The sequence below is a fragment of the Polaromonas naphthalenivorans CJ2 genome (genome assembly GCF_000015505.1).
GTDB classification, from domain to species: domain Bacteria; phylum Pseudomonadota; class Gammaproteobacteria; order Burkholderiales; family Burkholderiaceae_C; genus Polaromonas; species Polaromonas naphthalenivorans.
On record NC_008781.1, the window covers coordinates 1331145 to 1357633 of the forward strand.

Here is a 26489-nt window from a genome sequence, read left to right on the forward strand (position 1 = left end):
GTAACCAGCAAAGGAACTGAGAACGGCCAGGTCGATCAAAGGCTGATTTGGAGGTCATCGATCATGTCGTGGCGAAATGGACAAGCCTATGCACAGGATTTGCGCGACCGGGTGCTGGCCGCGCCAGGCGTGCTGCGCGAGGTCGCCGAGCGCTTTGGCGTGAGCCAGGCCTATGTCTGCCGGGCGCGGGCACGCCGCGAGCGGCTCGGCCAGACGGGCCCGGGCGCGCAGCATAACCACATGCCGCTGCGCCTGGCCGCGCTGGAGGGCGCGCTGCGCGAGCAGGTCGCCAGAGCGCCGGCGCAGACGCTGCGCGAGCTGCGTCAGTGGGTGCGTGCCGAGCACGGCATCGAGGTAGGCACCACCACGATGTTCAAGACCCTGAGGCGGTTCGGGCTGACGCTAAAAAAAAATCACCCTGCACGCGGCCGAGCAAACGCGGCCCGACGTCGCCCAGGCCCGCCAGGACTGGAGCGCCAGACAACCAAGCCTGCCGGCCGCTCGGCTGATCTTCCTCGATGAGACCTGGGCAACCACGGGCATGGCCCCGACGCGGGGCCGCTCGCCGCGGGGCCAGCGCTGCCGGGGCTTTGCGCCCGCCGGCCACTGGCGCACCACCACGTTTGTCTGCGCGCTGAGCACCCAGGGGCTTCGGGCGCCCCTGGTACTTGACGGCCCCCTCAACGGGCCTGCCTTTCGCGCCTGGGTCGAGCAGTTTCTCGTGCCCGAACTGCGGCCCAGCGACATCGTGGTAATGGACAACCTCAGCGCCCATAAAGTCGCCGGCATCCAGGCGGCCATCGAGCAAGCCGGGGCGACGGTGAAGTACCTGCCGCCCTACAGCCCGGACTTCAACCCCATCGAGCAGGTCTTTGCCAAGCTCAAGGCGATGCTGCGAAAGACCCAGGCCAGAACCGTCGATGCCTTGTGGAGCGCCATTGGCCAATTGCTCGACCGGTTTGGCAGCGCCGAGTGCGAGCGCTACGTTCGCCACTGTGGCTATTGCGGGTCAGGGTGAAGCCGCTCTAGAGCGCAACCGTGTAGTTCAGCGTCATGCGCCCGCCATCGGCCACCACGATCTCGCCGGTGATGTAGCTCGCCGCGTCGCTGGCCAGGTAGGCCACGGTGTCGGCAATCTCCGACGGCTCGCCCAGGCGCTTCATGGGCGTGCGGCTCATGATCCTGGCCTTGGCTTCCTCGCTGGTCAGCACCGCCTTGGCGGCCAGTTCGGTGGCGATGGTGCCGGGCGCCACGGCGTTGACGCGTATGCCCTTGTCGGCCAGGGCCAGCGCCATGACCCGCGTCAGCTGGTTGATGCCGCCCTTGCTGACGTTGTAGCTGGCAATCGTGGGAATCGCCAGCACGGCGTTGACCGAACTCATGTTGACAATGCTGCCTTGGCCCGCCTTGGCCATTTCACGCGCCACCGCCTGGCCGACGAGGAACGAGCCCTTGAGGTTGATGCGCAGCACGGCATCGAAGTCGGCCTCGGTGACCTCCAGGAAATCGGCTGCCTTGAAAATCCCGGCGTTGTTGACCAGCACGTCGATGCGGCCATGCGCCGCCATGGCTTGCGCCACCAGCGCATCCACCTGCGCCTTGTCGCCGACATCGCAGTGCACATACAAGCCGCCCAGTTCGCCCGCCAGCGCGGCGCCGCGAGCGTCGTCGATATCGGCAACCACGACCTGAGCGCCTTCGCGGGCAAAGCGGCGGATGCACGCCTCGCCAATGCCTTGCGCGCCGCCGGTGACGATGCACACCCGACCCGCCAGTCCGAAGGAAATTGTTGATGATTTATTGCTCATGCGCTTATCCTATCTGTGTTTATAGCTATGAATTTAATAGTTATGGTCTTCGCATTGACGCCATATTAAGCGCCAGCAGCGCTGGCGGGCAGGTCTGGGAAAAATGCTTCATGCGTTCATGCACCCCGCTGGCCTGTCATTTGAGTGCCCAATAAAGGTCCACTATGGACCCGTGCGAGTCTTTGCGCCATGAAAAGAAACCGGAGTATTGATTCAATGAACCCCCCTGAACCCAGCCGGCAGCGTTTTGCCAATCCCTTGGTCCGGTACCTGGCGGCGACACGGCCTGCGTTTCTCAGCGTCACGCTTGCCGGCGCCCTGATCGGACTGGGCAGCGCCAGCGCCGACGGCCTGGTGATTGACGTGGGAAAGGCACTGCTGACCGTGTTGTTCGCGCTCGTGGCCCACGCAGGAGCCAATGTCATCAACGACTACCACGATGCCCTGAGCGGTGCGGATGCGGGCAATCACGAACGCCTGTTTCCCTTTACCGGCGGCAGCCGGTTCATCCAGAACGGCGTCCTGAGCCTGCGCGAAACCCGGTTTTTCGGTTATGGCCTGCTGGCCGCAGTGATTCCGGCGGGTCTCTGGCTGACGGCGCATTCAGCTGGCGGGCTGATCTGGATCGGCCTGGCCGGCCTGCTGATCGCCTGGGCCTATTCGGCGCCGCCCCTGCAACTGATGGCGCGCGGTGTGGGCGAAGGCGCGATTGCCGGCGGCTGGCTGATGGTGGTGCTGGGGACTGATTTTGTCCAGCGTGGAGAATTTTCCGCACGCCCGCTGATTGCCGGCCTGCCTTTTGCGCTTCTGGTGGCAGCCATTCTTTATATGAACCAGTTTCCTGATGCGCTGGGCGATGCCCGCGCCGGCAAGCGCACGCTGGTCGTGCGCCTGGGAACGCAAAAAGCCCGCTGGGGTTATTTGGTTCTGACGGCTGCGGCTTATCTCTGGCTGGCGGTCGCGGTCATGGCGGGCGCCTTGCCGGCCTGGTCGGCCTTGGGGCTTGTGCCGGCCGCGCTGTCTTTCATGGCGTGCCGGCGGCTGCTTGCCGATGCAGGCAAGCCGGTCCGGCTCGCGCCTGCCATCAAGGCAACCATTCTTGCCGCGAATCTTCATGGCCTGTTGATCTCCGTCGCGCTGGTGCTGAGCGCCAGGCTTTGAATGCCACGGCCGGGGCCGGGTCATGCAGCCTGTGCTGCGGGCTCGGGTGTTTCGCTGTCGGAGCAGCTGGCGCCGCCGCAGCCGTGGATGATGCTGTTGGGCAGCGCCTCGGGCATGGCGACAATGCCGGTTGCGGGGTCGTAGCCGATGCCGCGCAGGTGCAGGGCGAGCGCCGCATCCATGGTCTGCGCATGCTGCGGAAACCAGATGGCGAGTTCGCGGGCCATCTGGCGAATGGCGCCCAGGTCGCCGGCCAATGCATGCGTAATGCCTTCGCGCATGACCTGCAGCACGACCTTGTGCTGCACGCTGTGGCAGTTGGTCGATGAAAAGCGCGTGGCCTGCATCCACTGGTCTTCGCGGCCGAAGTGGTCATCGGTGTGATCCACCAGCGTGCGCCAGTGGGACAGCAGCGTCTCGTCGCTGGCGGTTTCGACCACGGCGAGCAATTCGACAAACTCGCGGTGCGTGTCGTCCATGACGGGGAGATTGAGCGCCAGCGCATCGGACCATTCAAGATTGGACATGGGGGAAAAGCTCCTGTTTTGGGAATCCGCCAGCTTAATGAATGGCCGGTTACCCGAGGCTGATCCAGGTCATGAATCCGCGAGATGGACAGGCCACAACGCAAAACGCCCGACAGCCACAGAGGCTGTCGGGCGATGCGTGGTGCGCGGCGGTTAATTCAGTGAATCAGTGACTCAGCGAACCGCCGAATGCTGCTTATCGGCCGGTGAACGAGCCCGGGCCGCCTGAACGGCGAGGTCCGTTGCTTCGGTCACCCGCGCCGCCGCCGGTGCGGGGGCCGCCACGGAAGTTGTTGCGGTTGCCTGTGGGCTGGCCTGACGACGGGAATCCGGACGACGCGTGGCTGGCCGGCTGCTGGCTGTCGAAGTCATTGCGGGACTCGCTGTCGCGCTGGCGCGGCGCCGGGGCATGCGCGCTTCGTGGCTGGCTGAAAGCGGGCTGGCCGCCTTGTGGGTAGCTGGCATTCTGGCGCGGTGCCGGTCCACGGCGGTCGGCATTGCCGCCACCGTTGCCGGCGAAGCCGCCACCGCCATTGCCGCCACGGCCAGCGCCTGCGCTGTTGCCGGCAGGGGCGCGGCCACCGCGTCCACCCGCGCCGGCATTGCCGCCACGCGCAGGCTGGGCGCCCTTGGTGTCGCGGATGCGGGTCATCATTTCGGACCGGGCTGCCTTGGCGGCGGCCTGCATCACGTCGCGGCTTGGCGGCTTGCCCAGGCCGCCCCAGATGGTCTGGCGGCCCATGGCCAGCGGCTCGGCTTTTTCGCCGGGTTCGGCTTCGAAGCCGGGAACGACGATGTTTTCGATGTTCTGCTTGGTGAAGCGCTCGATGTCCTGCATGAAGCCTTCTTCGTCCAGGCACACCAGGCTGACGGCCTGGCCGCTGTTGCCGGCGCGGCCGGTGCGGCCGATGCGGTGGACATAGTCTTCGCTGACGTTCGGGATTTCGTAGTTGACGACGTGTGGCAACTCGTCGATGTCAATGCCGCGCGCGGCAATGTCGGTTGCCACCAGCGCGCGGATGTCGCCGTTCTTGAAGCCCTGCAGGGCTTGCGTGCGGGCCGTCTGGCTCTTGTTGCCGTGCAGCGCCATGGCGGGAATGCCGGCCTTGGTCAGATGCTCGGCCACATTGTTGGCGCCGAACTTGGTGCGCGTGAACACCAGCACCTGGCTCCAGTTGTGTTCGTTGATGATGTGCGTCAGCAGGGCTTTCTTCTTGCTGCGGCCGACCGGGTGGATGGTCTGCGTGATGCGCTGCACCGTGGTGTTGCGCGGCGTGACCTGGATGGACAGCGGGTTGCGCAGCAGGCCATTGGCCAGTTCGCGGATTTCATCGCTGAAGGTGGCGGAAAACAGCAGCGTCTGCTTCTGCTTGGGCACCAGTGCCAGCACTTTCTTGATGTCATGGATGAAGCCCATGTCCAGCATGCGGTCGGCTTCGTCGAGGATCAGGATCTGCACCTGGCTCAGGTCCAGCGTTCCTTGGCTGGCATGGTCCAGCAGGCGGCCGGGGGTGGCCACCAGGATGTCCACGCCACGGCGCAGTTTTTCGATTTGCGCGCCCATGCCGACACCGCCGAACATTACCATCGAGGTGAGGTCCAGGTATTTGCCGTAGGTGCGAACGCTTTCCTCGACCTGCGCGGCGAGTTCGCGCGTCGGGGTCATGATGAGGGCGCGAACCGCGTTGACGCCGCGCCGGTTGGTCAGGCGCGGTTCGGTCGAGAGGCGCTGCAGCAGCGGCAGCGTGAACGCCGCCGTCTTGCCGGTGCCGGTCTGGGCGCCGCCCAGCAAATCACCGCCAGCAAGCACGGCGGGAATAGCCTGTGCCTGGATCGGCGTGGGGGTATCGTAGCCCTGCTCAAGCACGGCCTTCAAAATGGCCGGGGCCAGATTCAATTCTTCAAATTTCATGGGTAGTTGCGCCGCTGTGGCGCTCAAGATCGGCCTGTTGGGCGCCTTGGTTTGAAGGCAACCCGCCAGTCATAGGCAGATGGGATCAGGAAGTCGGGCTAGAGCATCGTCGGCAGCCTGGCTGAGCCAGTACCGGGATGTGCCCAAATGTTGAGGGCAACTGGAGCCCTGCAACCCACGCATTGTCTCATGGAACGATAATCAGTGGATTCGCGCCAGAATTCCAGCTTTAATTTACGCGCCAAGGTGTGCGCTCAAGCCTGCGGAAAACTGCATTGATTTGCCGGCCGGCTCGCGGGCAATTTATTTTTACCTGTTTTTATTTACCAAAGTGATCTGATGGCTCAGTACGTATTCACCATGAACAAGGTCGGCAAAATCGTGCCGCCCAAACGACAGATTCTCAAGGACGTTTCCCTGAGTTTTTTCCCGGGCGCCAAGATTGGCGTGCTGGGCGTCAACGGCTCCGGAAAATCCACCCTGCTCAAGATCATGGCCGGGCTGGACAAGGATATCGAAGGCGAAGCCACGCCGATGCCGGGCCTGAACATCGGCTACCTGCCGCAGGAACCCAAGCTCGACCCGGAACACACGGTGCGCGAAAGCGTTGAAGCCAGCATGGGCGCGGTGTTCACGGCCAAGGCCCAGCTTGAAGCGGTGTACGTCGCCTACGGCGAGCCCGATGCCGACTTTGACGCGCTGGCGACCGAGCAGGCCCGGCTGGAAGCCATCATCGCCACGGCGGGCACCGACTCCGAGCACCAGCTTGAAATCGCCGCCGACGCGCTGCGCCTGCCGCCCTGGGATGCCAAGATCGGCCTGCTCTCGGGCGGTGAAAAGCGCCGCGTCGCCCTGTGCAGCATGCTGCTGTCCAAGCCCGACATGCTGCTGCTCGACGAACCGACCAATCACCTGGATGCCGAATCGGTGGACTGGCTGGAGCAGTTCCTGCAGCGCTATCCCGGCACTGTCGTCGCTATTACCCATGACCGCTACTTCCTCGACAACGCCGCCGAATGGATTCTGGAACTTGACCGTGGCCACGGCATTCCCTGGAAGGGCAACTACAGCTCCTGGCTGAGCCAGAAGGGCGACCGCCTGGCGCTGGAGCAAAAAGGCGAGGAAGCTAGAGCCAAGGCGCTGAAAAAGGAACTCGAATGGTCGCGCCAGAACCCCAAGGCGCGCCAGGCCAAGAGCAAGTCCCGGCTGGCACGCTTCGAGGAACTGTCCGATTTCGAATACCAGAAGCGCGTTGAAACCAACGAGATTTTCATTCCGGTGGCCGAGCGCCTGGGCAGCCAGGTGATCGAGTTCCACAACGTCACCAAGTCGTTTGGCGACCGCGTGCTGATCGACAACCTGAGCTTCACCATTCCGGCCGGCGCCATCGTCGGCATCATCGGCCCCAACGGCGCCGGTAAATCGACGCTGTTCAAGCTGATCGCCGGCAAGGAGCAGCCCGACAGCGGCGAAGTGGTGATCGGCTCGACCGTGCGCATGGCCTTCGTGGACCAGCACCGCGATGACCTGGCAAACGAAAAAACCGTCTGGGAAGACGTTTCGGGCGGCCTGGACATCCTGAACGTCGGCAAGTTCCAGATGCCCAGCCGCGCCTATTGCGGGCGCTTCAACTTCAACGGCGGCGACCAGCAAAAGCGCGTCGGCACGCTGTCGGGCGGCGAACGCGGACGCCTGCACCTGGCCAAGACCCTGATTGCCGGCGGCAACGTGCTCATGCTCGATGAGCCGTCGAACGACCTGGACGTGGAAACCCTGCGCGCGCTGGAAGACGCGCTGCTCGAATTCGCCGGCTCCCTCATGGTCATCAGCCATGACCGCTGGTTCCTCGACCGCATTGCCACGCACATCCTGGCCGCCGAAGGCGACAGCCAGTGGACCTTCTTTGACGGCAACTACCAGGAATACGAAGCCGACAAGAAGAAGCGTCTGGGCGAAGAGGGCGCCAAGCCCAAACGCATGCGCTTCAAGAACCTCAAGTAATCCGGGCGTGAGCATGACCGACGAGGATGTCCTGAAGCAGACCCGTCACTGGCTTGAAAAAGCCGTGATCGGCCTGAACCTGTGCCCGTTTGCCAAGGCGGTTTACGTCAAGAACCAGGTTCGGCTGGTCGTCAGCCAGGCCCGCCATGCCGACGACCTGCTCGAAGAGCTGGACCGCGAGCTTGACCTGCTGGTGGCCACGCCGGCGGAGGAAATCGACACGACGCTGCTGATTCACCCGACGCTGTTTGATGATTTTCTGGACTTCAATGATTTCCTGGAAATCGCCGAAGGCGTGCTGGACGAGCATGCGCTCGAAGGCGTGGTGCAGCTGGCAAGTTTTCATCCGAAATTCCAGTTTGACGGCACCGAGCCAGACGACATCAGCAATTACACCAATCGTGCGCCATTTGCTATGCTTCATTTGCTGCGCGAGGAAAGCATAGACCGCGCGGTGCAGGCTTTTCCGCAAGCCGAAGCCATTTTTGAAGAGAATATCAAGACACTGGAAAAGCTGGGGCATTCCGGCTGGCGGGATCTGGGTCTGCATTCCTGAGATGGACCGTACTGGGCAAAACAGGGTTTTACCTTCTGTCCGCCTGTCTTGTTGTGTTATTGCAAATTTCGCCTAAAGGGGGGTACCAAACGCCATGACGACTTCATCACAAGCTCCGACTGCGGCCTTCCAGTCGTGTGTTGACGAGGTACTCAGGCAGTCGGCCTTCCTGATTGACCGCTGGTCTTCAAAACTTGTGAGCGCGATGTACGAGCGCTCCCTGGCCGTTCATGAGCCTGCGGAACGGCATCAGATCCAGGCTGCCATCGCAGTGCTCAAGAAGAACCGGCTCATGTTTGAGCAAGGGTTTTCAGCAAAATTGAAAAAAGCCATTGCCGATGATGCCGCTGCCGGTACGGTCAGGAAATCGCTCAATCCCCGGCGTTCGCTGTCATCCGTGAGCTTTGACGAACTGGAACTGATGGGTGACAACCAGGTCCAGGAAGCCGTGGAAAGCGCGCGCCTGCAGCAACTCGTCAGGCTGGCTTGCGAATCAGGGCTGGCCGGTTTTTCCGCGCGCCTGAGTACCGCGCAGGGATTTTTGGTGGTCAAGGGCGACAGCAACCCACTGCGTCCCGAAGTCATCACCCTGGCCTTGATTCAGTTGTTGCAGTCACTTCCCGTTTCCAGCCAGACGCGTGCCTGCTGGCTGCTCGATGGCGCCGGGATCATGGGCGAAGAGTTGCAGGCGCTGTATGTGTTGCTGAATGATTTCCTGGCTGGCCAGGGCATCGAGCCGGCTGCCTACGGCGTCGTCGGTGCGCCTCAAGGCAGGACTGGAAGGGCTTGGCCGACCGGAAGGCTGGAGGGATTCCAGGCGTCCCCAGATTTTCCTGAACCGGCCAATACAGGGTATGGCAAGCCTGAAGTTGTTGAAAATGACTCGGCGCAAGCCAGTCGCAAGCCATTGCTCACGCTCGACCACCTGCACCATCTGCTGGTGGGGGATTATGAAAATTCTTCCCATGAACCCACTTCGTTTTCGGCTTTCGGAACCGAAGAGCTTGTGCATCAGGACTTTTCGCATACCGTGCCCGCCGCGCTTGACGTTCTGACTGAACTTGAAGAGAAGGGACTGGTTTCCGCCAGAACGAAACTGACGCGGCCTGCTCCCTCGCCGCCTGTCGCGCAATTACGCGCGCGCCTCAAGACAGACGCCAAAACCCTGGGCCAGTCACTGGCCATTGAAGTGGTTGGACTGATGATTGAGCAGATGGCCAATGACGAGCGGCTCCTGGCGCCGGTCAGGCAGGTCATTGCGAGCATCGAGCCGGCCTTTTTGCGCCTGGCGGTGACCGACCCCCGGTTTTTCAGCGACAAAACCCATCCTGCCAGAAAACTGCTGGAAACCATCACCAGTGCCAGCCTGGGATATGCCAGCGAGAACGCACCGGGTTTTTCAGAATTCATGCAGAACCTGCAGAAGGTTGCCGTCCTGCTTGCGCAGAGCCAGGTCAGCGATGCCCAGCATTTTGCCGAGCTGCTTCAGGACTTCGAGCGCCGGCAGAACCGCAATACCCCGGAACACCGACAGGCCCAGCGTCTGGCGGTACAGGCGTTGCTGCAGGCAGAGCAGCGCAACCTGATGGCCGCAGAAATTGCGAATGAAATCAGGGCGCGCCCCGATTTCGTCGAAAGCAGCCGCACCATCACTGCCTTCCTCACCGGCCCCTGGGCGCAGGTCATGGCGCGGGAACGGCTGGCTGGCCAGAGTGAAACATTTGGCACCAGCCAGGCCGTATTCAGCCTGACGCTGGGCGATGTACTCTGGAGTCTTGATATTGCGCCGGTCGCAAGCCATCAAAAGCGGCTTCTTAAAATGATCCCGGACATGCTCCAGTCGCTCAGGCAGGGGCTGGCATCGATCGATTTCCCCGTTGAACAATCCCGCCCATTTTTTGATCAACTCATGGCTGTGCACCGGGTTGCGCTCAAGGCCCGGCCCGAAGTGCCTGCGGACGCGCCCAAAAAGACCCATGTGCTGGAGAAAATGTTTGCCGAAGCTGAAGACCAGGATGTCGCGCCGCTGTGGATGGCGCCTTCCGAGGCCCAGCATTCAGGCTTCATGGAGGACTGGGATGGTCCGTCCGTGGCGGGAGAGCCCAGGAACGACATGCTTGAGCCGCAGGACAGCGTCAGTGCCGCCATATCCGGACTGGCTGGGCTGGGCGAGAGCATTGGCCTGAATCTGGGCGACTGGGTTGACTTGCTCGTGGACATGCAATGGTTGCGTGCGCAGCTGACATGGATCAGCCCCCGCAGCACCTTGTTCATGTTCACCAGCGAAGGCGGGCGCAAGCATTCGATGACTTCCCATGTGCTGCGTCATCTGCTGAAGCTGAACCTGGTCAAGGTGATCAGCCAGCAGGGCGTGTTTGAAGGCGCACTCGACAGTGTGGCTCGCACCGCCATGCAAAACAGCGTGCAGCGCAAGGGCGGTTAAGCATCAAGCCCTGGCGGGCGTGTTCAGCCAGCGGCTGGCCAGTTGCACCCAGTAAGTGCCGCCCAGGGGAATCAGCTCGTCATTGAAGTCATAGCTCGGGTTGTGCAGCGTGCAGGGGCCGCCGCCGTGACCCATCTCCCGATGCTCGCCTTCGCCGTTGGCGATGAAGCAGTAAGCGCCTGGCTTGGCCTGCAGCATGTAGGAGAAATCCTCGGCGCCCATGGTGGGCTCCTGGGCCAGCACCTTGTCCGCGCCCACGATGTCCACCATGACCTGCCGTGCAAAGTCAGCTTCGGCCGCAGCGTTGATGGTCGGCGGATAGTTGCGCGAAAACTCGAATTCGCACTGCGCCTCGAAAGCTGCGCAGGTGTGTTCGGCAATCGCTTTCATGCGCTGCTCGATCAGGTCCAGCACCCCGGTGCTGAAGGTGCGCACGGTTCCCTGGAGTTCACAGGAGTCAGGAGTCACATTGGTGGCTTCGCCGGCATGAATCATCGTGACCGAGATGACGCCGGTGTCCAGCGGTTTTTTATTCCGGCTGATGATGGTCTGAAAGGCCAGCACCATCTGGCAGGCGGCCGGAACCGGGTCGATGCCCATGTTCGGCATGGCCGCATGGCTGCCCTTGCCACGGATGACGATCCTGAATTCGTTGCTGGAGGCCATGACCGGACCGGCGCTGACGGCAAAAGTGCCGACCGCGCCGCCCGGCCAGTTGTGCATGCCAAAAACAGCTTCCATGGGAAACTTTTCAAACAGGCCGTCCCGGATCATCTCCCGGGCGCCGCCGCCGCCTTCCTCGGCTGGCTGGAAGATCAGGTACACCGTGCCGTCGAAGTCGCGGTGCGTTGACAAATGCTGCGCGGCGGCCAGCAGCATGGCGGTGTGGCCGTCATGACCGCAGGCGTGCATCTTGCCCGCATGCTGGCTGGCATGGGCGAAGGTGTTGAATTCCTGCATGGGCAGGGCGTCCATGTCGGCGCGCAGGCCGACGCCGCGCCCGCAGGCGCCGCCGTCGCGGCCATGCACGATGCCGACCACGCCGGTGGTGCCCATGCCCCGGTGAACCGGAATGCCCCAGCCGGTCAATTGACGGGCCACCACGTCGGCCGTGCGCAGTTCCTCAAAGCACAGTTCCGGGTGGGCATGAATGTCACGGCGAACGGCTGCGATTTCTGCGGCCCCGGAGGCGAGGGAGTCAATAATTTTCACGTTGAGCACCTTTAAAAATGAGTTTGAAGCCAGGCTTGCACGAAGAAGGGTAGATGCTTGAAGCGTCATGGCGCAGGCCCGCGCCCCAGGCGCACGATGAATTTGCGCAGCTCTTCAGCCCACAGCACGCTGCTGGCCAGCGCTGCCAGCGGCAGCAGCGAGGCGGGCGCCAGCGGCACGGTATGAAACAGGGTGTTCATGGGCGGCGCATACAGCACCAGTGCCTGCAGCAGCAGGCTCAGCCCCAGGCCGCCCAGCAGCCAGGGGTTCTTCAGCACGCCCAGCGCCAGCGCCGAGCGGCTGGCCGACTGGCAGTTCAGCACGTTGAACCACGCGCACATCGCCAGCAGCGTGAAGGTTTCGGTGCGCACCAGCCCGATCTGCACCTCTTGCCCGAGCCGCCACCAGAACCAGCCAAAGGTGATCCCGGCAATCAGCGGCGTCATCAGCGCCACGCGCGCCAGCATCGCGTGCCCGAGCAAGGGGTCATCGCGTGGCACTGGCGCGCGCTTCATCTCGTCGCCATCGGGCGGGTCCATCACCAGGTTCACGGTCAGCGTGCCCTCGGTGACGATGTTGATCCACAGGATCTGCACCGCCACCAGCGGCAGCGGGTAGCCGCCCAGCAGGGCCAGTATCAGCACCAGCACTGCGGCCATCGAGGTGGCGAACAGGTACAGGATGACCTTTTTCAGGTTGCCATAGACCACGCGCCCCTGCTCGACAGCGCCGACGATGGTCGAAAAATTGTCGTCGGTGACGATGATCTTGGCCGCGCTCTTGGCGACCTCGGTGCCGGTGATGCCCATGGCGATGCCGACATCGGCGCGCGCCAGCGCGGGTGCGTCGTTGACGCCGTCGCCGGTCATGGCGACCACCTCGCCGCGCGCCTGCAGGGCCTCGACGATGCGCAGTTTTTGCGCCGGATGCACGCGCGCAAAGACGGCGATGCGGTCCAGGTCGCTGCGCAAATCCGCCTCGCCCATGCGCTCCAGTTCGGCGCCATCGACCGCGTGATCTCCTTCGCGGGCGATGCCGAGTTCACGCGCAATCGCCAGTCCCGTGAGCTTGTGGTCGCCGGTCACCATGACCGGCCGGATGCCGGCGGCCCGGCATTCGGCGACGGCGGCCTTGACCTCTTCGCGCGGCGGGTCGATCTGGCCGACCAGGCCGAGCAGGCGCACGCGTCCTGCCAGGGCGCAAAAGCCCGTGCCGGCGTCCAGCGGGTCGTCGTCCACCACGGCAAATGCCAGCACGCGCAGCGCGCGACCGGCCATGGCTTCGGCGGCCGTGCGCGCCGCCTGGACCACTGCGGCATCGCTGGTGGCGCACAGGCAGAGCAGCGCTTCGGGCGCGCCCTTGATGAACACCCGGCGCGGCGCATCGGCAAAGCGGTGGCGCGTGGCCATCATCTTGGTGTCGGAGTCAAAAGGCAGCTCGACTTCGCGCGGCGCGTCGCGGGTCAACTGCTCCAGGTCAATCCCGGCCTTGGCCGCCAGCACGATCAGCGCGCCTTCGGTCGGGTCGCCCAGCACCGACCATTGGGCGCGGGCTTCTCCGGGCGGCAGCAGTTGCGCATCGTTGCACAGCGCGGCGGCCTGCAGCAGCGGCAGGGTGCCCGCATGGTCAGCGCTGAGTTGGCCCTCGGGCGCGTAGCCGATGCCGCTGACGGCTACCGTGATGCCGCCGGGCAGCCAGAGCTGGCTGACGGTCATTTCGTTGCGCGTCAGGGTGCCGGTCTTGTCGGTGCAGATCACGGTGGTCGAGCCCAGCGTCTCGACCGCCGACAGCCGGCGGATGATGGCGCCGCGCGCGGCCATGCGCTGCATGCCCACGGCCAGCGCGATGGTCATGGCCACCGGCAGGCCTTCGGGCACCATCGACACCATCTGGCTGATGGCCACCATTAGCACCTCGGCCAGCGGCAGGTCGCGCCACAAACCTAGCGCGACCACCGTGACAAACAGCCCCAGCGCCGCCGCCACCAGCCAGCGGCCAAACTGCTCGATGCGCTGCTCCAGCGGGGTCTTGGGTTCGGTCGCGGTTTCGGTCAGCCCGGCAATGCGGCCGACTTCCGTCTGGCTGCCAATCGCCACCACCACCGCCCGGGCGCGCCCGGCGGTGGCGTAGGTGCCTGAAAACACCATGTTGTGGCGGTCGGCCAGGCCGGTCGCTTCCGGCAGGGCCAGCGTCGCCTTGCTGACCGGAACCGACTCGCCGGTCAGGGCCGCTTCGGCGACCTGCAGCTGGGCTTGCTCGATCAGTCGTGCATCGGCGCCAATCGCGTCGCCTGCCGCCAGCAGCAGCACATCGCCAGCCACCAGCTCACGCGCCTCGACCGATGCTTCCTGGCCGCCGCGCAGCACGCGAACACGCAGCGCAGACAGTTGCCTGAGCGAGGCCATGGAGCGCTCGGCGCGGCCCTCCTGGAGGGAGCCGATCAGCGCATTGGCCAGCACCACCAGCAGGATCACCACCGCGTCGCCGTAGTGCGACAGCGCCACCGCCAGCACCGCCGCCGCAAACAGGATGTAGATCAGCGGGCTCTGGAACTGGCGCGCGATGATGAGCAGCGCAGAGCGGCGCGGCGGCTCGGGCAGGGTGTTGGCGCCGCCCTGCGCGCGCCGCCGGGCGACCTCCGCGGCGCTCAGTCCCGATGCGGGGTCGCATGCCAGTTGCGCCAGCACCTGTTCGGCCGCCAGGGCATGCCATGGCGCCGCCGAGGGAGTTTCGTTTGCCGCAGCCTGGGTCGTTGAGGTCATGCGCAGCCTGTTCAAATTTGCCAGCGTAGCGCACAACGGCGGCAAGTCAAAGCGCAGCTCCGGGTTGGGCGGTGCTTATGCTACGCCCGGGTGTTTTTGCCGGCCCTGCAGTTTCCTGCGCACCAGCTGGATGTTGTTGCGCAGCGCATACAGCTCGCTGGCGTAAGACAGCGGCACGCTGATTTTTTCGGCGCGGCGTTCCAGGTGGGTCAGCTCGTCAAGCAGCGCGTGCGGCTCGTCGGCGCTGTCAACCCGGTTTTCAATGTCCCTGAGCTGGCCGTACCAGCGGAAAATGCGCGAGCGCACCCGAAACTCGTACAGCGGCGGCACGATGCGCGACAGCGGCAGCATGACAGCCAAAATAATGCCCATCACCAGCCACATGCGTTCCACCAGATTGGCGACCCAGAAGGGCAGGTAGCGCTGCAGGAAAGGCTTGTCGCTGTGGATGCTGCGCTCGGCCTCGGCGGCAATCGGCAATTCGTTGTTCGCCAGGTTGGGGTAGTCGCGCGCGCGCCTGAACCAGCCGGCGCCGCCATGGATCTGCTTGCCCGCCTGAACAAACAGCTGCAGCAGGGCCGGATGGGTTTCCTTGCGGTCGATCAGCGCCGTGGTCGGGGCGACCAGCCGCACATCCTGCGATGGAATATTGCCCGCCAGATCGACCACGCCGCGCGGCAGCACGACCGGGCTCAGAAAGGCGAAGCGCCGCGAATAGGCTTCGCTTTGCGGAAAATCCATCAGCCCGACGCCCGGGGTCTGCAGCAGCATCTGCACCATCAGCGATTCGGGCGCGGACGCGAACACGATGGCATCGAGCCGGCCCTCCAGGAAGGCAACGGTGGCCGGCGTCTGCTCCAGCTCGGAGAGCTTGAGGCTGGACGGATCGATGTTGTTGCTGGCCAGCAGTTTGTTCATCAGGCTGGGAATGCCGCTTCCGGCGGTGCCGATGTTCACGCGCAAGCCCTGCAGCTGGGTCAGCGCATCGAGCGAAGCGCCGGCGGATTTTGGCAGCACATCCTTGCGGTAAAAAAGCCACACCGGCTCGACAAACAGGCTGCCCAGCGACTCCAGCATGGCTTCGTCCTCGGGCCGGGCTTCACGCGTGCCGCCCTGGACAAATCCCAGGTCGGCCTTGCCTTCGCGCAGCAGCTGGAAATTGTCGGCCGAGCCTTGCGACGGCAGCAGCACGACCTCGATGCCGTCCTGGGCCAGGATTTTTGCGTAGCGCTTGCCGAACTCCTCATAGGCGCTTTGCGCCGGGCCGGTGGCCAGCGTCACGCGCTTGGGCGGGTTCGGGTCCAGCCACCAGTAGGCCAGCGTCAGCAGGGTGACGGCCAGCACCAGGAAGGGACCGGCGGAAACCGCCAGATCGCGCAGCGACAGCAGGGTGTAGCGGATGGTTTTGCTCATGCAGCAACCTTAGCATGGGCCGGGCGCCGTCAGGCATCCCAGCGCTTGTTTTTATGATGAAAATAGGTGTTTTCGCAATAGCAGTAAGCATATACAGCTACTTTTTTGATAGCAATATAAATACTGAGAACGCACCGCCCCATCAGCGCTTGGCGCGCTGGACAGGGAAAGGTAAAACTTGTCGGTTGACAAAAGTCAATACTTCATCGCGCGGCCTGCGTAGCATGAGCCAACCGTGACTCATGTCCTTATGAAGCTTTTTTCAAACACCCGCGCCAAGCGCAGCACCGCATTCATGGTGTTGCTGGTGTGGCTGTTTGCGCTGGCTTCAGGGCTTGCCAACGCGTGTCTTCTGCAAGCGCAGGAAACGCACTCCCATGGCATTGCTACAGCCGAATTTTCCGGGATTGCGCATGCGCCCGCCCCATGGCCCGCCCATGCGGGCGCCGTTGCCAGCCACGGCGATGATTCGCACGCCTCCACGGCGCCCTGCCTGAAGGTTTGCGATGAGGGCTCACGCTCTGTACCCAAGCCGGATCTGAAGGTTGCCCAGACCGATCCAGGTCCGGCGCCCCTGCTTGTGGTTCTCTGGACCGCAGCGGCGCCCGTCGTTCCGGCGCTTGGCCAAATGGATGACATGCAGCCCGCCACGCCTGGGCTGCCTCTGCGGGTCCGCTACTCGCGGCTGGCACTCTAGCCCGCCTTTGCACTTGCGCCCCGAGCCTTGCGCCCGGCGGTCCGCGCTCATTTCGCGGATTTCTCAATCCAGTCAGACATCGCGCCAGCGTCGTCGGTGTTTCCCGCAAGCAACCGCATTTCCATTTCCGTTTCCGTTTTCGCCACCTAACCAGGAGTTTTTCATGACCCGTTTTCGATTCGTTCCCCTCGCCATTGCCCTTGCCGCCACCAGCGCCTTGGTTGCCTGCAACACGGCTCCGGGCATGCCCATGGGCGCCGCGCCTGCCAGCGGCATGGCCACGCCCGGCTCCATGAGCAAGATGGATGCGCAAATGAAGACCATGCAGGCCATGCACGAAAAGATGATGAACGCCAAGACCCCGGAAGAGCGCAGCAAACTGATGGCCGAACACATGAAAACCATGCAGGACGGCATGGCCATGATGGAGGGCATGAGCGGCGCCGGCATGGGAGGCATGAAAGGCATGCAGGGCGACATGGGCGCGCATCAGCAGATGATGGAAAAGCGCATGGAGATGATGCAGACCATGATGAAAATGATGATGGACCGGATGCCGGTGGCGCCGGCGAAATAAAGGAGCCCATGCCATGACACCGCTGCGCACGGGCCTCGCGCTAGCCATCACCGTCGGGCTGTTTTATGCCCTGTGCGCGCTGATCTGGGCTCTGGCGCCAGGTCCGTTTCTGGGCTTCATGAACAACCTGTTCCATGGCATGGACTTCAGCAGCATGGTGCAGCCGCGGCCATTCGCGTGGACGGGGTTCCTGACGGCGCTCCTCGTTCTGAGCATCTGGGCCTTTTTTGCCGGTGTGTTCTTTGTCTGGTTGTCCAGCCGATTGGCGCGTTGATCAACTCCCGCTTTGGGAAGGCGCAACCATCCCGCAAGGCGTTCTGCAGGGCTGAAGGCGGCCCGATGCGCAGGCTTTAGCCCGTTCAGACCAGGAGGTTTCCAAATGAGCCACGACCACGATCTACAGCCAGGCCAGACTAACGCGCCGCCATTTTGGCGCTCCAGGTACGGCCTGGGCCTGGTGGTGTTCGGTGCCGTCGCCGCCTACTTTTTGCTGAGCGAGCACCGCGCCCACTTGCTGGGTGCGCTGCCCTACCTGCTGCTCCTGGCCTGCCCGCTGATGCATGTGTTCATGCATCACGGCCATGGGGGTCATGGCCGTCACCATGGCCCTGGCAAAACAAAATCAGGGCTGGAGCAGCCAGCCCAACCGAATCAGGGGGATCCCTCATGACCCATGACCAGCCGGCCTACGGACTGTGGCTCCTGGTTGCCCTCAATTCAGCCGTTTTCATCCTGTTTGCCTACAGCTTTTTCAAGCCGGCAACGGCCCGGGACTGGCGAACCTTTGGGGCCTTTGCCGCTTTTGTCGTGGCCTTGTTTGTCGAGATGTACGGCTTCCCGTTGACCATCTACCTGCTGTCTGGATGGTTGCAGACCAGGTATCCGGGTCTTGACCTCCTGTCCCACGACACCGGTCACCTGTGGGCCACCTTGCTGGGCGAGAAAGGTAACTCTCACTTTGGTGTCCTGCATCTTGCCAGCTACCTCTTTCTGGCCGGGGGGTTCATCCTGCTGTCCAGCGCCTGGAATGTGCTGTACCACGCCCAGCGCCAGCATGCGCTGGCGACCACCGGGCCTTATGCCGTGATTCGGCATCCACAGTACGTGGCTTTTGTCCTGATCCTGCTGGGCTTCTTGCTGCAATGGCCGACGCTGCTGACCCTGGTCATGTTCCCCATCTTGCTGGTGATGTACGGGCGCCTGGCGCTGACTGAAGAGGCTGAGATGCGTGCGCAATTTGGTGACGTCTTTGATCGTTATGCGCAGCGTACACCGCGCTTCCTTCCACGATTGCTTCGTCGGTCAACCAGCAATTGACCCCGACATGCTCCAAAATTTATCGGGAGAAGTTCATGGCAAATCATTCAAACATCAGACCCCCTTGACGGTAATGCCGCTGATGACTTTCACCTTTTCCTGCATCTCTCTTCGCGTGGCCTGTTGGGGCTGTCCCGAAGCGCGTATTTCTTTTCACCTCGACTTTCCCAAATGGAGTTCACCATGCTGCCTCTTCGTCACACCCTCTTGACTTTCGCTCTTGCCGCAGCCTGTGCGGGCGCATGGGCTCAAACCTCTGCGCAGACCTCTCAAAATAGTCCGAAAAGCGCTGCGGCGCAGCTTGCCGAGCCCAAGGTCGAGAAGCTCGCCGTTGCGGCCGACCCCTTGAAAAAGGCGGTGCTCGTCGGCCGTGTCGCGACAGGCAACATGCTGTTTCAACTGGAGCTTGAGGGTTCGGAGCCGATGTGGATGCAGATGGGCAATCCGCCCACTTGGGAGGCACACCAACCCGCCGCCGACGAGCGCTACCACGTCGAGTTAAAGCTGACAGACCCGAAGAGCAAGACGCGCATTCCCTACGCAAACATCAACTTTGCAGCGACAAACAAGGAAACCGGCAAGACCCTCACCTTGCCTTTGCCGCCGATGTGGGGCAGCAGTGGCCTTCACTATTCGGCCAACAGCGCGCTTCTGGGGGACGGTACCTACGCCGCCACGGTGACAGCCGATGTCCCGACGTTCCAGCGCGAACTGAAAGACAAAGATCTGTGGTCCAAACCTGTGAGCGCCAAGTTTCATTTCAAACTTGCGGGTGGAAAATTGACGGAAGTCTCGCAGGCCGGCCGCTAAGTGTTTTTTTACGGGAGATCGGCATGGTTTGCACAGGAGGCTGCAGGATGGGACAACGATGGTTGCTCGCGGGCTCGATGGCTTGCGCTGGCCTCGGGCTGGCGACATCGCCTTGGGTGGCACTGGCTCAAACAAGCCTTGAACCGGCCGCCACCCAGTCGTCGAGCGAGCAGGGCGTGACGCTCAAGGTGACTGCGAAGTCGATGGGACTTGTGGGCAGCCGCTGGGAGTTCGCTGTCGTGCTGGACACGCACAGTGCCGACCTGAGCGACGACCTGAGCCAAAGCGCCACCTTGACAACCGACGACGGCCGCACGTTCAAGCCCACGGGCTGGCTCGGCGCGCCACCGGGCGGCCACCACCGTGAAGGCGTGCTGGCATTCGAGGTGCCGGCGCCTCGGCCAGGCGCGATTGAACTCAGGATCGACCGGCCGGGCGAATCGGCGCCACGTATCTTTCGCTGGCAACTCTAAGCAGCGACACAAAGGAGTCGCCCGATGGACATGAAAATGCATCAGCATCACAATGCCAGCCCTCCAGCCAAGCCATCCTCGCCAACCGATCTCAAGGATCCGGTGTGCGGCATGACCGTCACGCAGCAGTCTGCCCACAAGTTGACGCACGAAGGCCGGCCCTACTATTTCTGCAGCGCCAAGTGCCAGGGCAAATTCGCGGCGAACCCGCTGCAATACCTCGCGCCCACGCCAGTGGTGAATGCGCCCCCAGCGGCGGCCGGCACGATCTACACCTGCCCGATGCACCCCGAGATCCGCCAGGACCATCCGGGCAACTGCCCCAAGTGCGGCATGACGCTGGAGCCGCTGCTGCCTGAGCTTGGCGACGATGAAAACCCGGAGTTACGCGACTTTCAGCGCCGGTTCTGGTGGACCTTGCCGCTGACGGCCATTGTCTTTGTGCTCGCCATGCTGGGCCACCGTTTGCAGTGGATGGACATGGCCGTGCAGAGCTGGGTCGAACTGGCGCTGTCGATTCCCATCGTCCTGTGGGCCGGCTGGCCGTTCTTCTCGCGCGGCTGGCAATCCGTGGTGAACCGAAGCCCCAACATGTGGACCTTGATTGGTATTGGCACCGGCGCGGCCTTTGTCTATAGCGTGGTGGCAACCATCGCGCCGCAGGTTTTCCCCGATTCGTTCATCTCCATGGGCCGCGTCGCCGTGTACTTTGAAGCGGCCGCCGTCATCATCTCGCTCACGCTGCTGGGCCAGGTGCTCGAACTCAAGGCCCGCTCCCAGACCTCGGCGGCGATCAAGTCGCTGCTGGGCCTGGCGCCCAAGACGGCGCGCCGCATCCGGGAGGACGGCACCGAGGAAGACGTGCCGCTGACGCATGTGCATGTGGGCGATGTGCTGCGCGTGCGCCCGGGCGAGAAGGTGCCGGTCGATGGCGTGGTGCTTGAGGGCGGCAGCGCGGTCGATGAATCCATGCTCACGGGCGAGCCGATGCCGGTGGCCAAGCACGCGGGCGACAAGGTGATAGGCGCCACGCTCAACACCAGCGGCGCGCTGGTCATGCGTTCGGAGCGCGTCGGCGCGGCCACCATGCTGTCGCAGATCGTGCAGATGGTCGCCCAGGCCCAGCGCTCCCGGGCGCCGATGCAGCGCATGGCCGACGTGGTGGCGGGCTACTTCGTCGTCACGGTGGTGGGCATTGCCGTGCTGACCTTCTTCGGCTGGGGCCTGTTCGGTCCCGAGCCGCGCTGGGTGTTCGGCCTGATCAATGCGGTGTCGGTGCTGATCATTGCCTGCCCCTGCGCGCTGGGCCTGGCCACGCCGATGTCCATCATGGTCGCCACCGGACGCGGCGCGACGCACGGCGTGCTGTTCCGCGATGCGGCGGCCATCGAGAACCTGCGCAAGATCGACACCCTCATCATCGACAAGACCGGCACACTGACCGAAGGCCGCCCGACGTTTGAGCGCGCCATTCCCGCGCCCGGCTGTGACGCCGACGAGGTGCTGCGCCTGGCCGCCAGCCTGGACCAGGGCAGCGAGCATCCGCTGGCCGAAACCATCGTGCGCGCCGCCCGCGAGCGCGGCATGCTGCTGGACAAGCCCGAGAACTTTGAATCCGCCTCGGGCATCGGCGTGCGCGGAACCGTGGCGGGGCGCCGGCTGGCGCTGGGCAACACCACGCTGATGGAGCAGATCGGTGTTTCGGTCGCGACCCTGGAGCCGCAGGCCGAAGCCTTGCGCGCGGAAGGCGCCAGCGTGATGCATCTGGCGGCCGATGGCCAGCTGATGGGCCTGCTGGCCGTGTCCGACCCCATCAAGGCCAGCACGCCCGAGGCGCTGGCAACCCTGAAAGCGGCCGGGCTGCGCATCGTCATGGCGACTGGCGACGGCTTGAGCACGGCAAAAGCCGTTGCAGCCCGCTTGGGGCTTGACGAAGTCCATGGCGAGGTCAAGCCGGCCGACAAGCTGCTGCTGGTGGAAAAGCTGCAACAGGAAGGCCGTGTGGTGGCGATGGCCGGCGATGGCATCAACGACGCGCCAGCGCTGGCCCGGGCTGATGTTGGCGTGGCCATGGGCACCGGCACCGACGTGGCGATGAACAGCGCGCAGGTCACGCTGGTCAAGGGCGATCTGCGCGGCATCGCGATTGCACGCGCCTTGTCCGAAGCGACCGTGGGCAACATGAAGCAGAACCTGGTGTTCGCCTTTTTGTACAACGCGCTGGGCATCCCGATTGCCGCCGGCGTGCTCTACCCGCTGACGGGCTGGCTGCTGTCGCCGTTGATCGCGGCGCTGGCCATGAGCTTCAGCTCGGCCTCGGTGATCGGCAACGCCCTGCGGCTGCGAAACAGACGCGTCTAGAGCGCGCCGCCGCGAGCGGGCACGGTGAGTTCAGGCGCGGTAGCTCTGGTACACACGGCTGCTGCCGTCCGCCTGGATCAGCAGCACGTCATACGGATCCTTGCGGCCGTTGTAGATCGGCCCATCCATGCCCGGCGAGCCGACCGGCATGCCCGGCACGGCCAGGCCCACGGCCTTGGGGCGCTCCTTCAGCAGCCGCTGAATGTCGCGCGCCGGCACATGGCCTTCGAGCGCGTAGCCGCCGACCTGCGCGGTGTGGCAGGAGCCCAGCTTGTCGGGCACGCCGAGCCGGGCTCTGGCCTGCGCGTTGCCGCTGTCGTGAACCCTGACCTGAAAACCGCTGGCCTCCAGGTGGCTGACCCAGTCCTTGCAGCAGCCGCAGTCCGGGTCTTTCCAGACCTCGACCTGGGGCCGGGTTTGCGCCATCAGGCCGGGCGCGAGGGTTGCACTGCCCGCCAGGCTGGCGAGGGCTTGAAGCAGAAATCGTCTTTGCATCATGGTTTCCTTGAGTCTTGTCCCGTTATTTGACGGCTTCAATCGCCGTGACGACCATGGCGCCGCCCTGGTCTTCAGCGGTGAATTTCACCGTGTCGCCGGCCTTGACCTTGTCCAGCAAGGACGGGTCCGCGACTTTGAACACCATCGTCATGCCCGGCATGTCCAGGTTTTTGATGGGGCCGTGCTTGAGGGTAATTTTTTGCGCTTGCTTGTCAATTTTCTTCACCTCGCCGCTGCTCATCTCCATGCCCTTCATGTCCATTTTCGGGGCCGGGCTGTTCACGTCGTTGACCTTGGTCATGTCGCTCGTGCCGCTCATGCCGCTCATGCCCATGGCGGGCTTGGCGGGCTGGCCGCTGGAGGCCACGGCCACCGCGCCTTTCATGCCGGCGTCATAGTGGCCCGGATGCAGGCAGGCAAAGTCAACTTTCCCCGCCTGGGTGAAGCGCCACAGCAACTCGCCGCTCTGGCCGGGCGCCACGGTCAGCATGTTGTCGTCCGCGTGCTCCATGTGCGGGCTCTTTTTCATCACTTCGTAGTGCGCCTTGAGGTCTTTTTCCGTGCCGAGGACGAACTCGTGGCTGAGCTGGCCGCTGTTTTTCACCACGAATCGGATCGTCTCGCCCTGCTTGGCTTGAATGGCGGCGGGGGTAAAGCGCATCGCGTCGCTCATGTCCACCTCGACGGTGCGGGTGACGTTGGCGGCCACGCCGGCTTCGCCAATGCTTTGCGCCTTTGCGGGGCCGTGGTCATGCCCGCCAGCGTGGTTTCCTGCGGCAAAAGTGGCTGTTGCGCATGCCAGCAGTGCGCAAGCAGCTATGGTTTTGAGAGTGGTTTTCATGGTGTTTCCTTGGGTTGAAAGTGAGTGGCTGGGGGAGTCAATGGCCCGCATGGCCCGTGGGTTTGCGGATTTGCACTTCGGTCTGCGGGCCTGCCGGGGCGGGCGTGGCCGCACTGGGTTTCATGCGCGCCGGATCGGGCAGCGCGCCGGTCCATTCAAAGGCGCGGGTGCCGGGCGGCTGCCTGAACCAGCCGGGGTCTTTGTAGTCGCCGGGTTTCTGGTCCTTGCGCACCTTGAGCACGCTGAACATGCCACCCATCTCCACGCCGCCGTAAGGGCCGGTGCCGGTCATCATCGGCGCGGTGTTCTCGGGAATGGGCATTTCCATGGCGCCCATGTCGGCCATGCCGCGTTCGCCCATCACCATGTAGTCGGGCATGGCCTTTTGCAGCTTGCCGACCAGGCCGCGATGGTCCACGCCAATCGTCGTCGGAATGGCGTGGCCCATGGCGTTCATGGTGTGGTGGCTCTTGTGGCAGTGAAACGCCCAGTCGCCTTCCTCGTCGGCCACGAATTCAAGCTGCCGCATCTGGCCCACGCCGACATCGGTGGTCACTTCGGGCCAGCGCGCAGCCAGCGGCCACGGCCCGCCGTCGCCGCCGGTGACCTTGAACTCGTGGCCGTGCAGGTGCATCGGGTGGTTGGTCATGGTGAGGTTGCCGATGCGCATGCGCACCTTGTCGCCCTGGCGCACGTTGAAGGTGTCGATGCCCGGAAAGATGCGGCTGTTCCAGGTCCACAGGTTGAAGTCCGTCATGGTCATGATTTTCGGCGTCATGGTGCCGGGGTCGATGTCGTAGGCGCTGAGCAAAAACACGAAGTCGCGGTCCACCTCGTCGATCAGCGGGTGCCTGGCCTTGGGGTGCGTGACCCAGAAACCCATCATGCCCATGGCCATCTGCGTCATTTCGTCGGCGTGCGGGTGGTACATGAAGGTGCCGGGACGCCGGGCGACGAACTCATAGACAAACGTCTTGCCGACGCCGATGGACGGCTGGGTCAGGCCCGAGACGCCGTCCATGCCGTTGGGCAGGCGCTGGCCGTGCCAGTGGACGCTGGTGTGCTCGGGCAGCCGGTTGGTGACGAACACGCGCACCCGGTCGCCTTCGACGACTTCAATCGTCGGGCCGGGGCTCTGGCCGTTGTAGCCCCACATGTGGGCCTTGAAGCCGGGCGCCATCTCGCGCACCACGGGCTCGGCCACCAGGTGAAATTCCTTCACCCCGTTGTTCATGCGCCAGGGCAGGGTCCAGCCGTTGAGGGTGACGACCGGGTTGTAAGGCCGGCCGCTGGACGGAACCAGGGGCGGCGCGGTGTCCGCCCCGGTCATCAGGACCGGCTCGGGCAGGGCGGCCAGCGCCACCCGGTTGACCGAGGCGGCGGCCACTGCAGTGAGCGCCGCGCCGTTGAAAAAATTGCGTCGATTCATGGAAACATCCTTGAGATTTTTATCGTTGTGGCGGTGCGGGTTCAGTGCGCGCCAGCGGCGGCGGTGCCCGAGGGGCTGGACGCCTGGGCGCCCTGAACCCCGGATGGCAGCGCCACCGGCGCGCCCGCCAGCAGGGTCTGCAGGTCGGCCTCGGCGAGCCAGAAATCGCGCTGGGCTTCGATGGCGCTGCCCGCGCTGAGCGCCTGCGCGCGGCTGTCGGCCAGCAGGTCAAACACGCTGAGCAGCATGCCGTTGTAGCGCAGCACCGTCTCGTCGTTGATGAACTTGCGCAGCGGCAGCACTTCGCTCTGGTAGTGGCGCGCCACGTCGTAAGCCGTGCGGTAGTTGTTGTAAACCTGCCGCGCTTCGCTGCGCGTGCTGACGGCCAGCGCGCGCACCCCGGCGGCGTCGCCCATCGCGTCCCACAGGGCGTCGGCGCTGGCCGGGCGCGGGCTGCTGGCCCGCTGGCGCTGCCACCGGGAGTGGGCCAGGCGCAGCTCCATGCGCTCGCGCACGGCCCGGCTTTCGACATCGGGCAGCTCCTGCGCCTCGGGCGGCAGCGCCGGCAGCTCGGCGGGCAGCGCAAAGCCGGTCTGCCCGCCCCACAGGCCCAGCACGGCGATGAGTTGCTCACGCGCATTGAACGCGGCCTGCCGCGCCCGGGCCAGCTGCAGCGTGGCTTCGGACAGCATCAGCTGGTCTTTGGCCTGCTGCAGTTTGCTCAGGTTGCCGACCTGTGTCATGCGCCGGGCCAGATCGCCTGCGGCCTGCGCCGTTTCCTGCGCCTGCAGCAAGGCGGCCGCGCCCTGGGCGGCGGCCACCGCCGTGATCCACGCCTTGCGCGCCTGCGCGGACAGCAGCGTCAGGTCTTGCCGCGCCTTGAGTTTGGCCGGGTTGTTGTCGCGCGCGGTGTCTGAAATGTTGACGCCTGCGCCGGCCAGCGACGCTTGCCAGCCGGGGTTGTTCAGCAGGGCGATGCGCACGGCTGCTTCGGCGGTTAGCGGTGCTTTCAGCAATTCGTTGACCTCTGCCGTGGGGTCTGCGCCGGGGCGTGGAATCGGCACGGCGGCGCTGCCCAGCCCGAGGGCCTTGCCAGCGGCGAGTTGCTGCAGGCCGGCCACGCCGCCATCGGCATCGGGCGTTGCCGCCAGCGCCGCTTGTCCTGTCAGGGCCAGCACGACGCTGGCGATGGCGCCCAGGCGCTGCGCCGGGGTGGCGCGTGGGTTCAAGAGTAGGGTCATGGTTCGCCTCAACGGGTGGGTGCAGGGGCCGGGCTGGACGGGGGATTGGCGGCTTTGGCCTGCTCCTGCTCCCATTTCAAAAGGTCGGCATGGCCGCGTTTGAACTGGCCTGCATCGGCATTGGCTTTTTTCCAGTCCACGCTGGTTTGTTCAATGCCGGCGGGAACGCCGGCAAACGCCGAGCGGTACAGCGCGGCCGGAACCGGCGTGTCCGGGCTGGCCGCCTGCGCGGTCGGCTCGGGGTCAAGCGTGGGATAAAGGATGGCCTGCGCCGGGGCAGCATATGCCACGAGTGCCAGCGCAGCCAGCAGCGTCAGCCGGGCGGGCCGGTTCGGCATGAAAGGGAAGTTCACAAAAATCTCCTGAAATACGAGCGGGACGATGCGGAGCATCGCCGGTGGGCGGCAAGCCGGCCTTTGAAAAGACCGTGCCGCAGGCAAGTACAGGCCC

23 protein-coding genes and 2 pseudogenes are annotated in these 26489 nt (G+C 64.2%); 13 read left to right on the top strand and 12 right to left on the bottom strand.

Annotated features, from left to right (window positions below; genetic code table 11):
- The first annotated feature begins 63 nt into the window (after positions 1-63).
- A pseudogene (locus tag PNAP_RS28305) lies at positions 64-1018 on the top strand (IS630 family transposase).
- 7 nt (positions 1019-1025) lie between these two features.
- Here the strand turns inward: PNAP_RS28305 and PNAP_RS06215 are convergent.
- Positions 1026-1808 carry an SDR family NAD(P)-dependent oxidoreductase gene (locus tag PNAP_RS06215; RefSeq protein ID WP_011800647.1) on the bottom strand — a complete coding sequence of 261 codons (783 nt, stop codon included), beginning with the start codon at positions 1806-1808 and terminating at the stop codon, positions 1026-1028.
- A gap of 216 nt (positions 1809-2024) precedes the next feature.
- Here PNAP_RS06215 and PNAP_RS06220 point away from each other — a divergent pair, with 216 nt between their 5' ends.
- Positions 2025-2969: a prenyltransferase gene (locus PNAP_RS06220; RefSeq protein WP_011800648.1), complete on the top strand. Its 945-nt coding sequence runs from the start codon at positions 2025-2027 to the stop codon at positions 2967-2969.
- A 20-nt stretch (positions 2970-2989) separates the two neighbouring features.
- Here PNAP_RS06220 and PNAP_RS06225 read toward each other — a convergent pair whose 3' ends face one another.
- Positions 2990-3496 (bottom strand): hemerythrin domain-containing protein, encoded by a 507-nt coding sequence (locus PNAP_RS06225; RefSeq protein WP_011800649.1) that lies wholly within the window; start codon positions 3494-3496, stop codon positions 2990-2992.
- Between the two features lie 196 nt (positions 3497-3692).
- Positions 3693-5408: a DEAD/DEAH box helicase gene (locus PNAP_RS06230; protein ID WP_011800650.1), complete on the bottom strand. Its 1716-nt coding sequence runs from the start codon at positions 5406-5408 to the stop codon at positions 3693-3695.
- Positions 5409-5747: 339 nt separating this feature from the next.
- Here PNAP_RS06230 and ettA point away from each other — a divergent pair, with 339 nt between their 5' ends.
- From ettA to PNAP_RS06245, 3 genes are all read left to right on the top strand, one after another.
- A complete protein-coding gene (ettA, locus tag PNAP_RS06235) occupies positions 5748-7409 on the top strand; it encodes an energy-dependent translational throttle protein EttA (protein WP_011800651.1) in 1662 nt (553 codons plus the stop codon).
- 13 nt (positions 7410-7422) lie between these two features.
- Positions 7423-7965 carry a DUF1415 domain-containing protein gene (locus tag PNAP_RS06240; RefSeq protein ID WP_041376565.1) on the top strand — a complete coding sequence of 181 codons (543 nt, stop codon included), beginning with the start codon at positions 7423-7425 and terminating at the stop codon, positions 7963-7965.
- Positions 7966-8059: 94 nt separating this feature from the next.
- Positions 8060-10408, top strand: a complete 2349-nt coding sequence (locus tag PNAP_RS06245) for a DUF1631 family protein (RefSeq protein WP_011800653.1) — start codon at positions 8060-8062, stop codon at positions 10406-10408.
- 3 nt (positions 10409-10411) lie between these two features.
- On the opposite strand, the gene PNAP_RS06250 is transcribed toward PNAP_RS06245, so the two are convergent.
- From PNAP_RS06250 to PNAP_RS06260, 3 genes are all read right to left on the bottom strand, one after another.
- The gene (locus PNAP_RS06250) at positions 10412-11620 is read right to left on the bottom strand and encodes a M20 aminoacylase family protein (protein WP_041377047.1); all 1209 of its coding nucleotides are present in this window, start codon (positions 11618-11620) and stop codon (positions 10412-10414) included.
- A gap of 65 nt (positions 11621-11685) precedes the next feature.
- Positions 11686-14382 (bottom strand): cation-translocating P-type ATPase, encoded by a 2697-nt coding sequence (locus tag PNAP_RS06255; protein ID WP_011800655.1) that lies wholly within the window; start codon positions 14380-14382, stop codon positions 11686-11688.
- A gap of 75 nt (positions 14383-14457) precedes the next feature.
- Positions 14458-15795, bottom strand: coding sequence for a TAXI family TRAP transporter solute-binding subunit (locus PNAP_RS06260; RefSeq protein WP_011800656.1), 1338 nt, complete (start codon positions 15793-15795; stop codon positions 14458-14460).
- 250 nt (positions 15796-16045) lie between these two features.
- On the opposite strand from PNAP_RS06260, the gene PNAP_RS24895 reads away from it, so the two are divergent.
- The 8 genes from PNAP_RS24895 (at position 16046) to PNAP_RS06300 (ending at position 22030) form a co-directional block, all read left to right on the top strand.
- Positions 16046-16492: a hypothetical protein gene (locus PNAP_RS24895; protein WP_049763646.1), complete on the top strand. Its 447-nt coding sequence runs from the start codon at positions 16046-16048 to the stop codon at positions 16490-16492.
- 163 nt (positions 16493-16655) lie between these two features.
- A complete protein-coding gene (locus PNAP_RS06270; protein WP_011800658.1) occupies positions 16656-17069 on the top strand; it encodes a hypothetical protein in 414 nt (137 codons plus the stop codon).
- Between the two features lie 13 nt (positions 17070-17082).
- Positions 17083-17343: a DUF5676 family membrane protein gene (locus PNAP_RS06275; RefSeq protein WP_011800659.1), complete on the top strand. Its 261-nt coding sequence runs from the start codon at positions 17083-17085 to the stop codon at positions 17341-17343.
- A 105-nt stretch (positions 17344-17448) separates the two neighbouring features.
- Positions 17449-17739 carry a DUF2933 domain-containing protein gene (locus PNAP_RS06280; RefSeq protein WP_011800660.1) on the top strand — a complete coding sequence of 97 codons (291 nt, stop codon included), beginning with the start codon at positions 17449-17451 and terminating at the stop codon, positions 17737-17739.
- A complete protein-coding gene (locus tag PNAP_RS06285) occupies positions 17736-18386 on the top strand; it encodes a methyltransferase family protein (RefSeq protein ID WP_011800661.1) in 651 nt (216 codons plus the stop codon). The genes PNAP_RS06280 and PNAP_RS06285 overlap by 4 nt, the downstream gene beginning before the upstream one ends.
- Positions 18387-18569: 183 nt before the next feature.
- Positions 18570-19196 carry an iron transporter gene (locus PNAP_RS06290; protein WP_011800662.1) on the top strand — a complete coding sequence of 209 codons (627 nt, stop codon included), beginning with the start codon at positions 18570-18572 and terminating at the stop codon, positions 19194-19196.
- Positions 19197-19243: 47 nt separating this feature from the next.
- On the top strand, positions 19244-19669 hold the full coding sequence (locus PNAP_RS06295) for a hypothetical protein (RefSeq protein ID WP_011800663.1): 426 nt from the start codon (positions 19244-19246) through the stop codon (positions 19667-19669).
- A 24-nt stretch (positions 19670-19693) separates the two neighbouring features.
- On the top strand, positions 19694-22030 hold the full coding sequence (locus PNAP_RS06300) for a heavy metal translocating P-type ATPase (protein ID WP_011800664.1): 2337 nt from the start codon (positions 19694-19696) through the stop codon (positions 22028-22030).
- 30 nt (positions 22031-22060) lie between these two features.
- On the opposite strand, the gene PNAP_RS06305 is transcribed toward PNAP_RS06300, so the two are convergent.
- From PNAP_RS06305 to PNAP_RS06325, 6 genes and pseudogenes are all read right to left on the bottom strand, one after another.
- Positions 22061-22525, bottom strand: coding sequence for a DUF411 domain-containing protein (locus PNAP_RS06305; protein WP_198140675.1), 465 nt, complete (start codon positions 22523-22525; stop codon positions 22061-22063).
- 25 nt (positions 22526-22550) lie between these two features.
- The gene (locus PNAP_RS28230) at positions 22551-22913 is read right to left on the bottom strand and encodes a copper-binding protein (protein ID WP_332261705.1); all 363 of its coding nucleotides are present in this window, start codon (positions 22911-22913) and stop codon (positions 22551-22553) included.
- Positions 22890-23369, bottom strand: a pseudogene (locus PNAP_RS27855) (cupredoxin domain-containing protein); the annotation flags it as partial. The gene PNAP_RS28230 and the pseudogene PNAP_RS27855, both read right to left, overlap by 24 nt.
- 37 nt (positions 23370-23406) lie before the next feature.
- Positions 23407-24798, bottom strand: a complete 1392-nt coding sequence (locus tag PNAP_RS06315; protein WP_011800667.1) for a multicopper oxidase family protein — start codon at positions 24796-24798, stop codon at positions 23407-23409.
- A 41-nt stretch (positions 24799-24839) separates the two neighbouring features.
- A complete protein-coding gene (locus tag PNAP_RS06320) occupies positions 24840-26039 on the bottom strand; it encodes a TolC family protein (protein ID WP_011800668.1) in 1200 nt (399 codons plus the stop codon).
- A gap of 8 nt (positions 26040-26047) precedes the next feature.
- Positions 26048-26392 (bottom strand): hypothetical protein, encoded by a 345-nt coding sequence (locus PNAP_RS06325; protein WP_157040219.1) that lies wholly within the window; start codon positions 26390-26392, stop codon positions 26048-26050.
- Positions 26393-26489 lie beyond the last annotated feature (97 nt).

What these genes read in the sequence shown, in the direction of transcription:
- PNAP_RS06215 (WP_011800647.1), bottom strand. Translation starts at nt 1,808, where the DNA reads ATGAGCAATAAATCATCAACAATTTCCTTCGGACTGGCGGGTCGGGTG.
- PNAP_RS06295 (WP_011800663.1), top strand. Translation starts at nt 19,244, where the DNA reads ATGGGACAACGATGGTTGCTCGCGGGCTCGATGGCTTGCGCTGGCCTC.
- PNAP_RS06315 (WP_011800667.1), bottom strand. Translation starts at nt 24,798, where the DNA reads ATGAATCGACGCAATTTTTTCAACGGCGCGGCGCTCACTGCAGTGGCC.
- PNAP_RS06225 (WP_011800649.1), bottom strand. Translation starts at nt 3,496, where the DNA reads ATGTCCAATCTTGAATGGTCCGATGCGCTGGCGCTCAATCTCCCCGTC.
- PNAP_RS06240 (WP_041376565.1), top strand. Translation starts at nt 7,423, where the DNA reads ATGACCGACGAGGATGTCCTGAAGCAGACCCGTCACTGGCTTGAAAAA.
- PNAP_RS06290 (WP_011800662.1), top strand. Translation starts at nt 18,570, where the DNA reads ATGCTGCCTCTTCGTCACACCCTCTTGACTTTCGCTCTTGCCGCAGCC.
- PNAP_RS06320 (WP_011800668.1), bottom strand. Translation starts at nt 26,039, where the DNA reads ATGACCCTACTCTTGAACCCACGCGCCACCCCGGCGCAGCGCCTGGGC.
- PNAP_RS24895 (WP_049763646.1), top strand. Translation starts at nt 16,046, where the DNA reads ATGAAGCTTTTTTCAAACACCCGCGCCAAGCGCAGCACCGCATTCATG.
- PNAP_RS06270 (WP_011800658.1), top strand. Translation starts at nt 16,656, where the DNA reads ATGACCCGTTTTCGATTCGTTCCCCTCGCCATTGCCCTTGCCGCCACC.
- PNAP_RS06245 (WP_011800653.1), top strand. Translation starts at nt 8,060, where the DNA reads ATGACGACTTCATCACAAGCTCCGACTGCGGCCTTCCAGTCGTGTGTT.
- PNAP_RS06280 (WP_011800660.1), top strand. Translation starts at nt 17,449, where the DNA reads ATGAGCCACGACCACGATCTACAGCCAGGCCAGACTAACGCGCCGCCA.
- PNAP_RS06230 (WP_011800650.1), bottom strand. Translation starts at nt 5,408, where the DNA reads ATGAAATTTGAAGAATTGAATCTGGCCCCGGCCATTTTGAAGGCCGTG.
- PNAP_RS06300 (WP_011800664.1), top strand. Translation starts at nt 19,694, where the DNA reads ATGGACATGAAAATGCATCAGCATCACAATGCCAGCCCTCCAGCCAAG.
- PNAP_RS06285 (WP_011800661.1), top strand. Translation starts at nt 17,736, where the DNA reads ATGACCCATGACCAGCCGGCCTACGGACTGTGGCTCCTGGTTGCCCTC.
- PNAP_RS28230 (WP_332261705.1), bottom strand. Translation starts at nt 22,913, where the DNA reads ATGAAAGGCGCGGTGGCCGTGGCCTCCAGCGGCCAGCCCGCCAAGCCC.
- ettA (WP_011800651.1), top strand. Translation starts at nt 5,748, where the DNA reads ATGGCTCAGTACGTATTCACCATGAACAAGGTCGGCAAAATCGTGCCG.
- PNAP_RS06255 (WP_011800655.1), bottom strand. Translation starts at nt 14,382, where the DNA reads ATGACCTCAACGACCCAGGCTGCGGCAAACGAAACTCCCTCGGCGGCG.
- PNAP_RS06305 (WP_198140675.1), bottom strand. Translation starts at nt 22,525, where the DNA reads ATGCAAAGACGATTTCTGCTTCAAGCCCTCGCCAGCCTGGCGGGCAGT.
- PNAP_RS06275 (WP_011800659.1), top strand. Translation starts at nt 17,083, where the DNA reads ATGACACCGCTGCGCACGGGCCTCGCGCTAGCCATCACCGTCGGGCTG.
- PNAP_RS06260 (WP_011800656.1), bottom strand. Translation starts at nt 15,795, where the DNA reads ATGAGCAAAACCATCCGCTACACCCTGCTGTCGCTGCGCGATCTGGCG.
- PNAP_RS06220 (WP_011800648.1), top strand. Translation starts at nt 2,025, where the DNA reads ATGAACCCCCCTGAACCCAGCCGGCAGCGTTTTGCCAATCCCTTGGTC.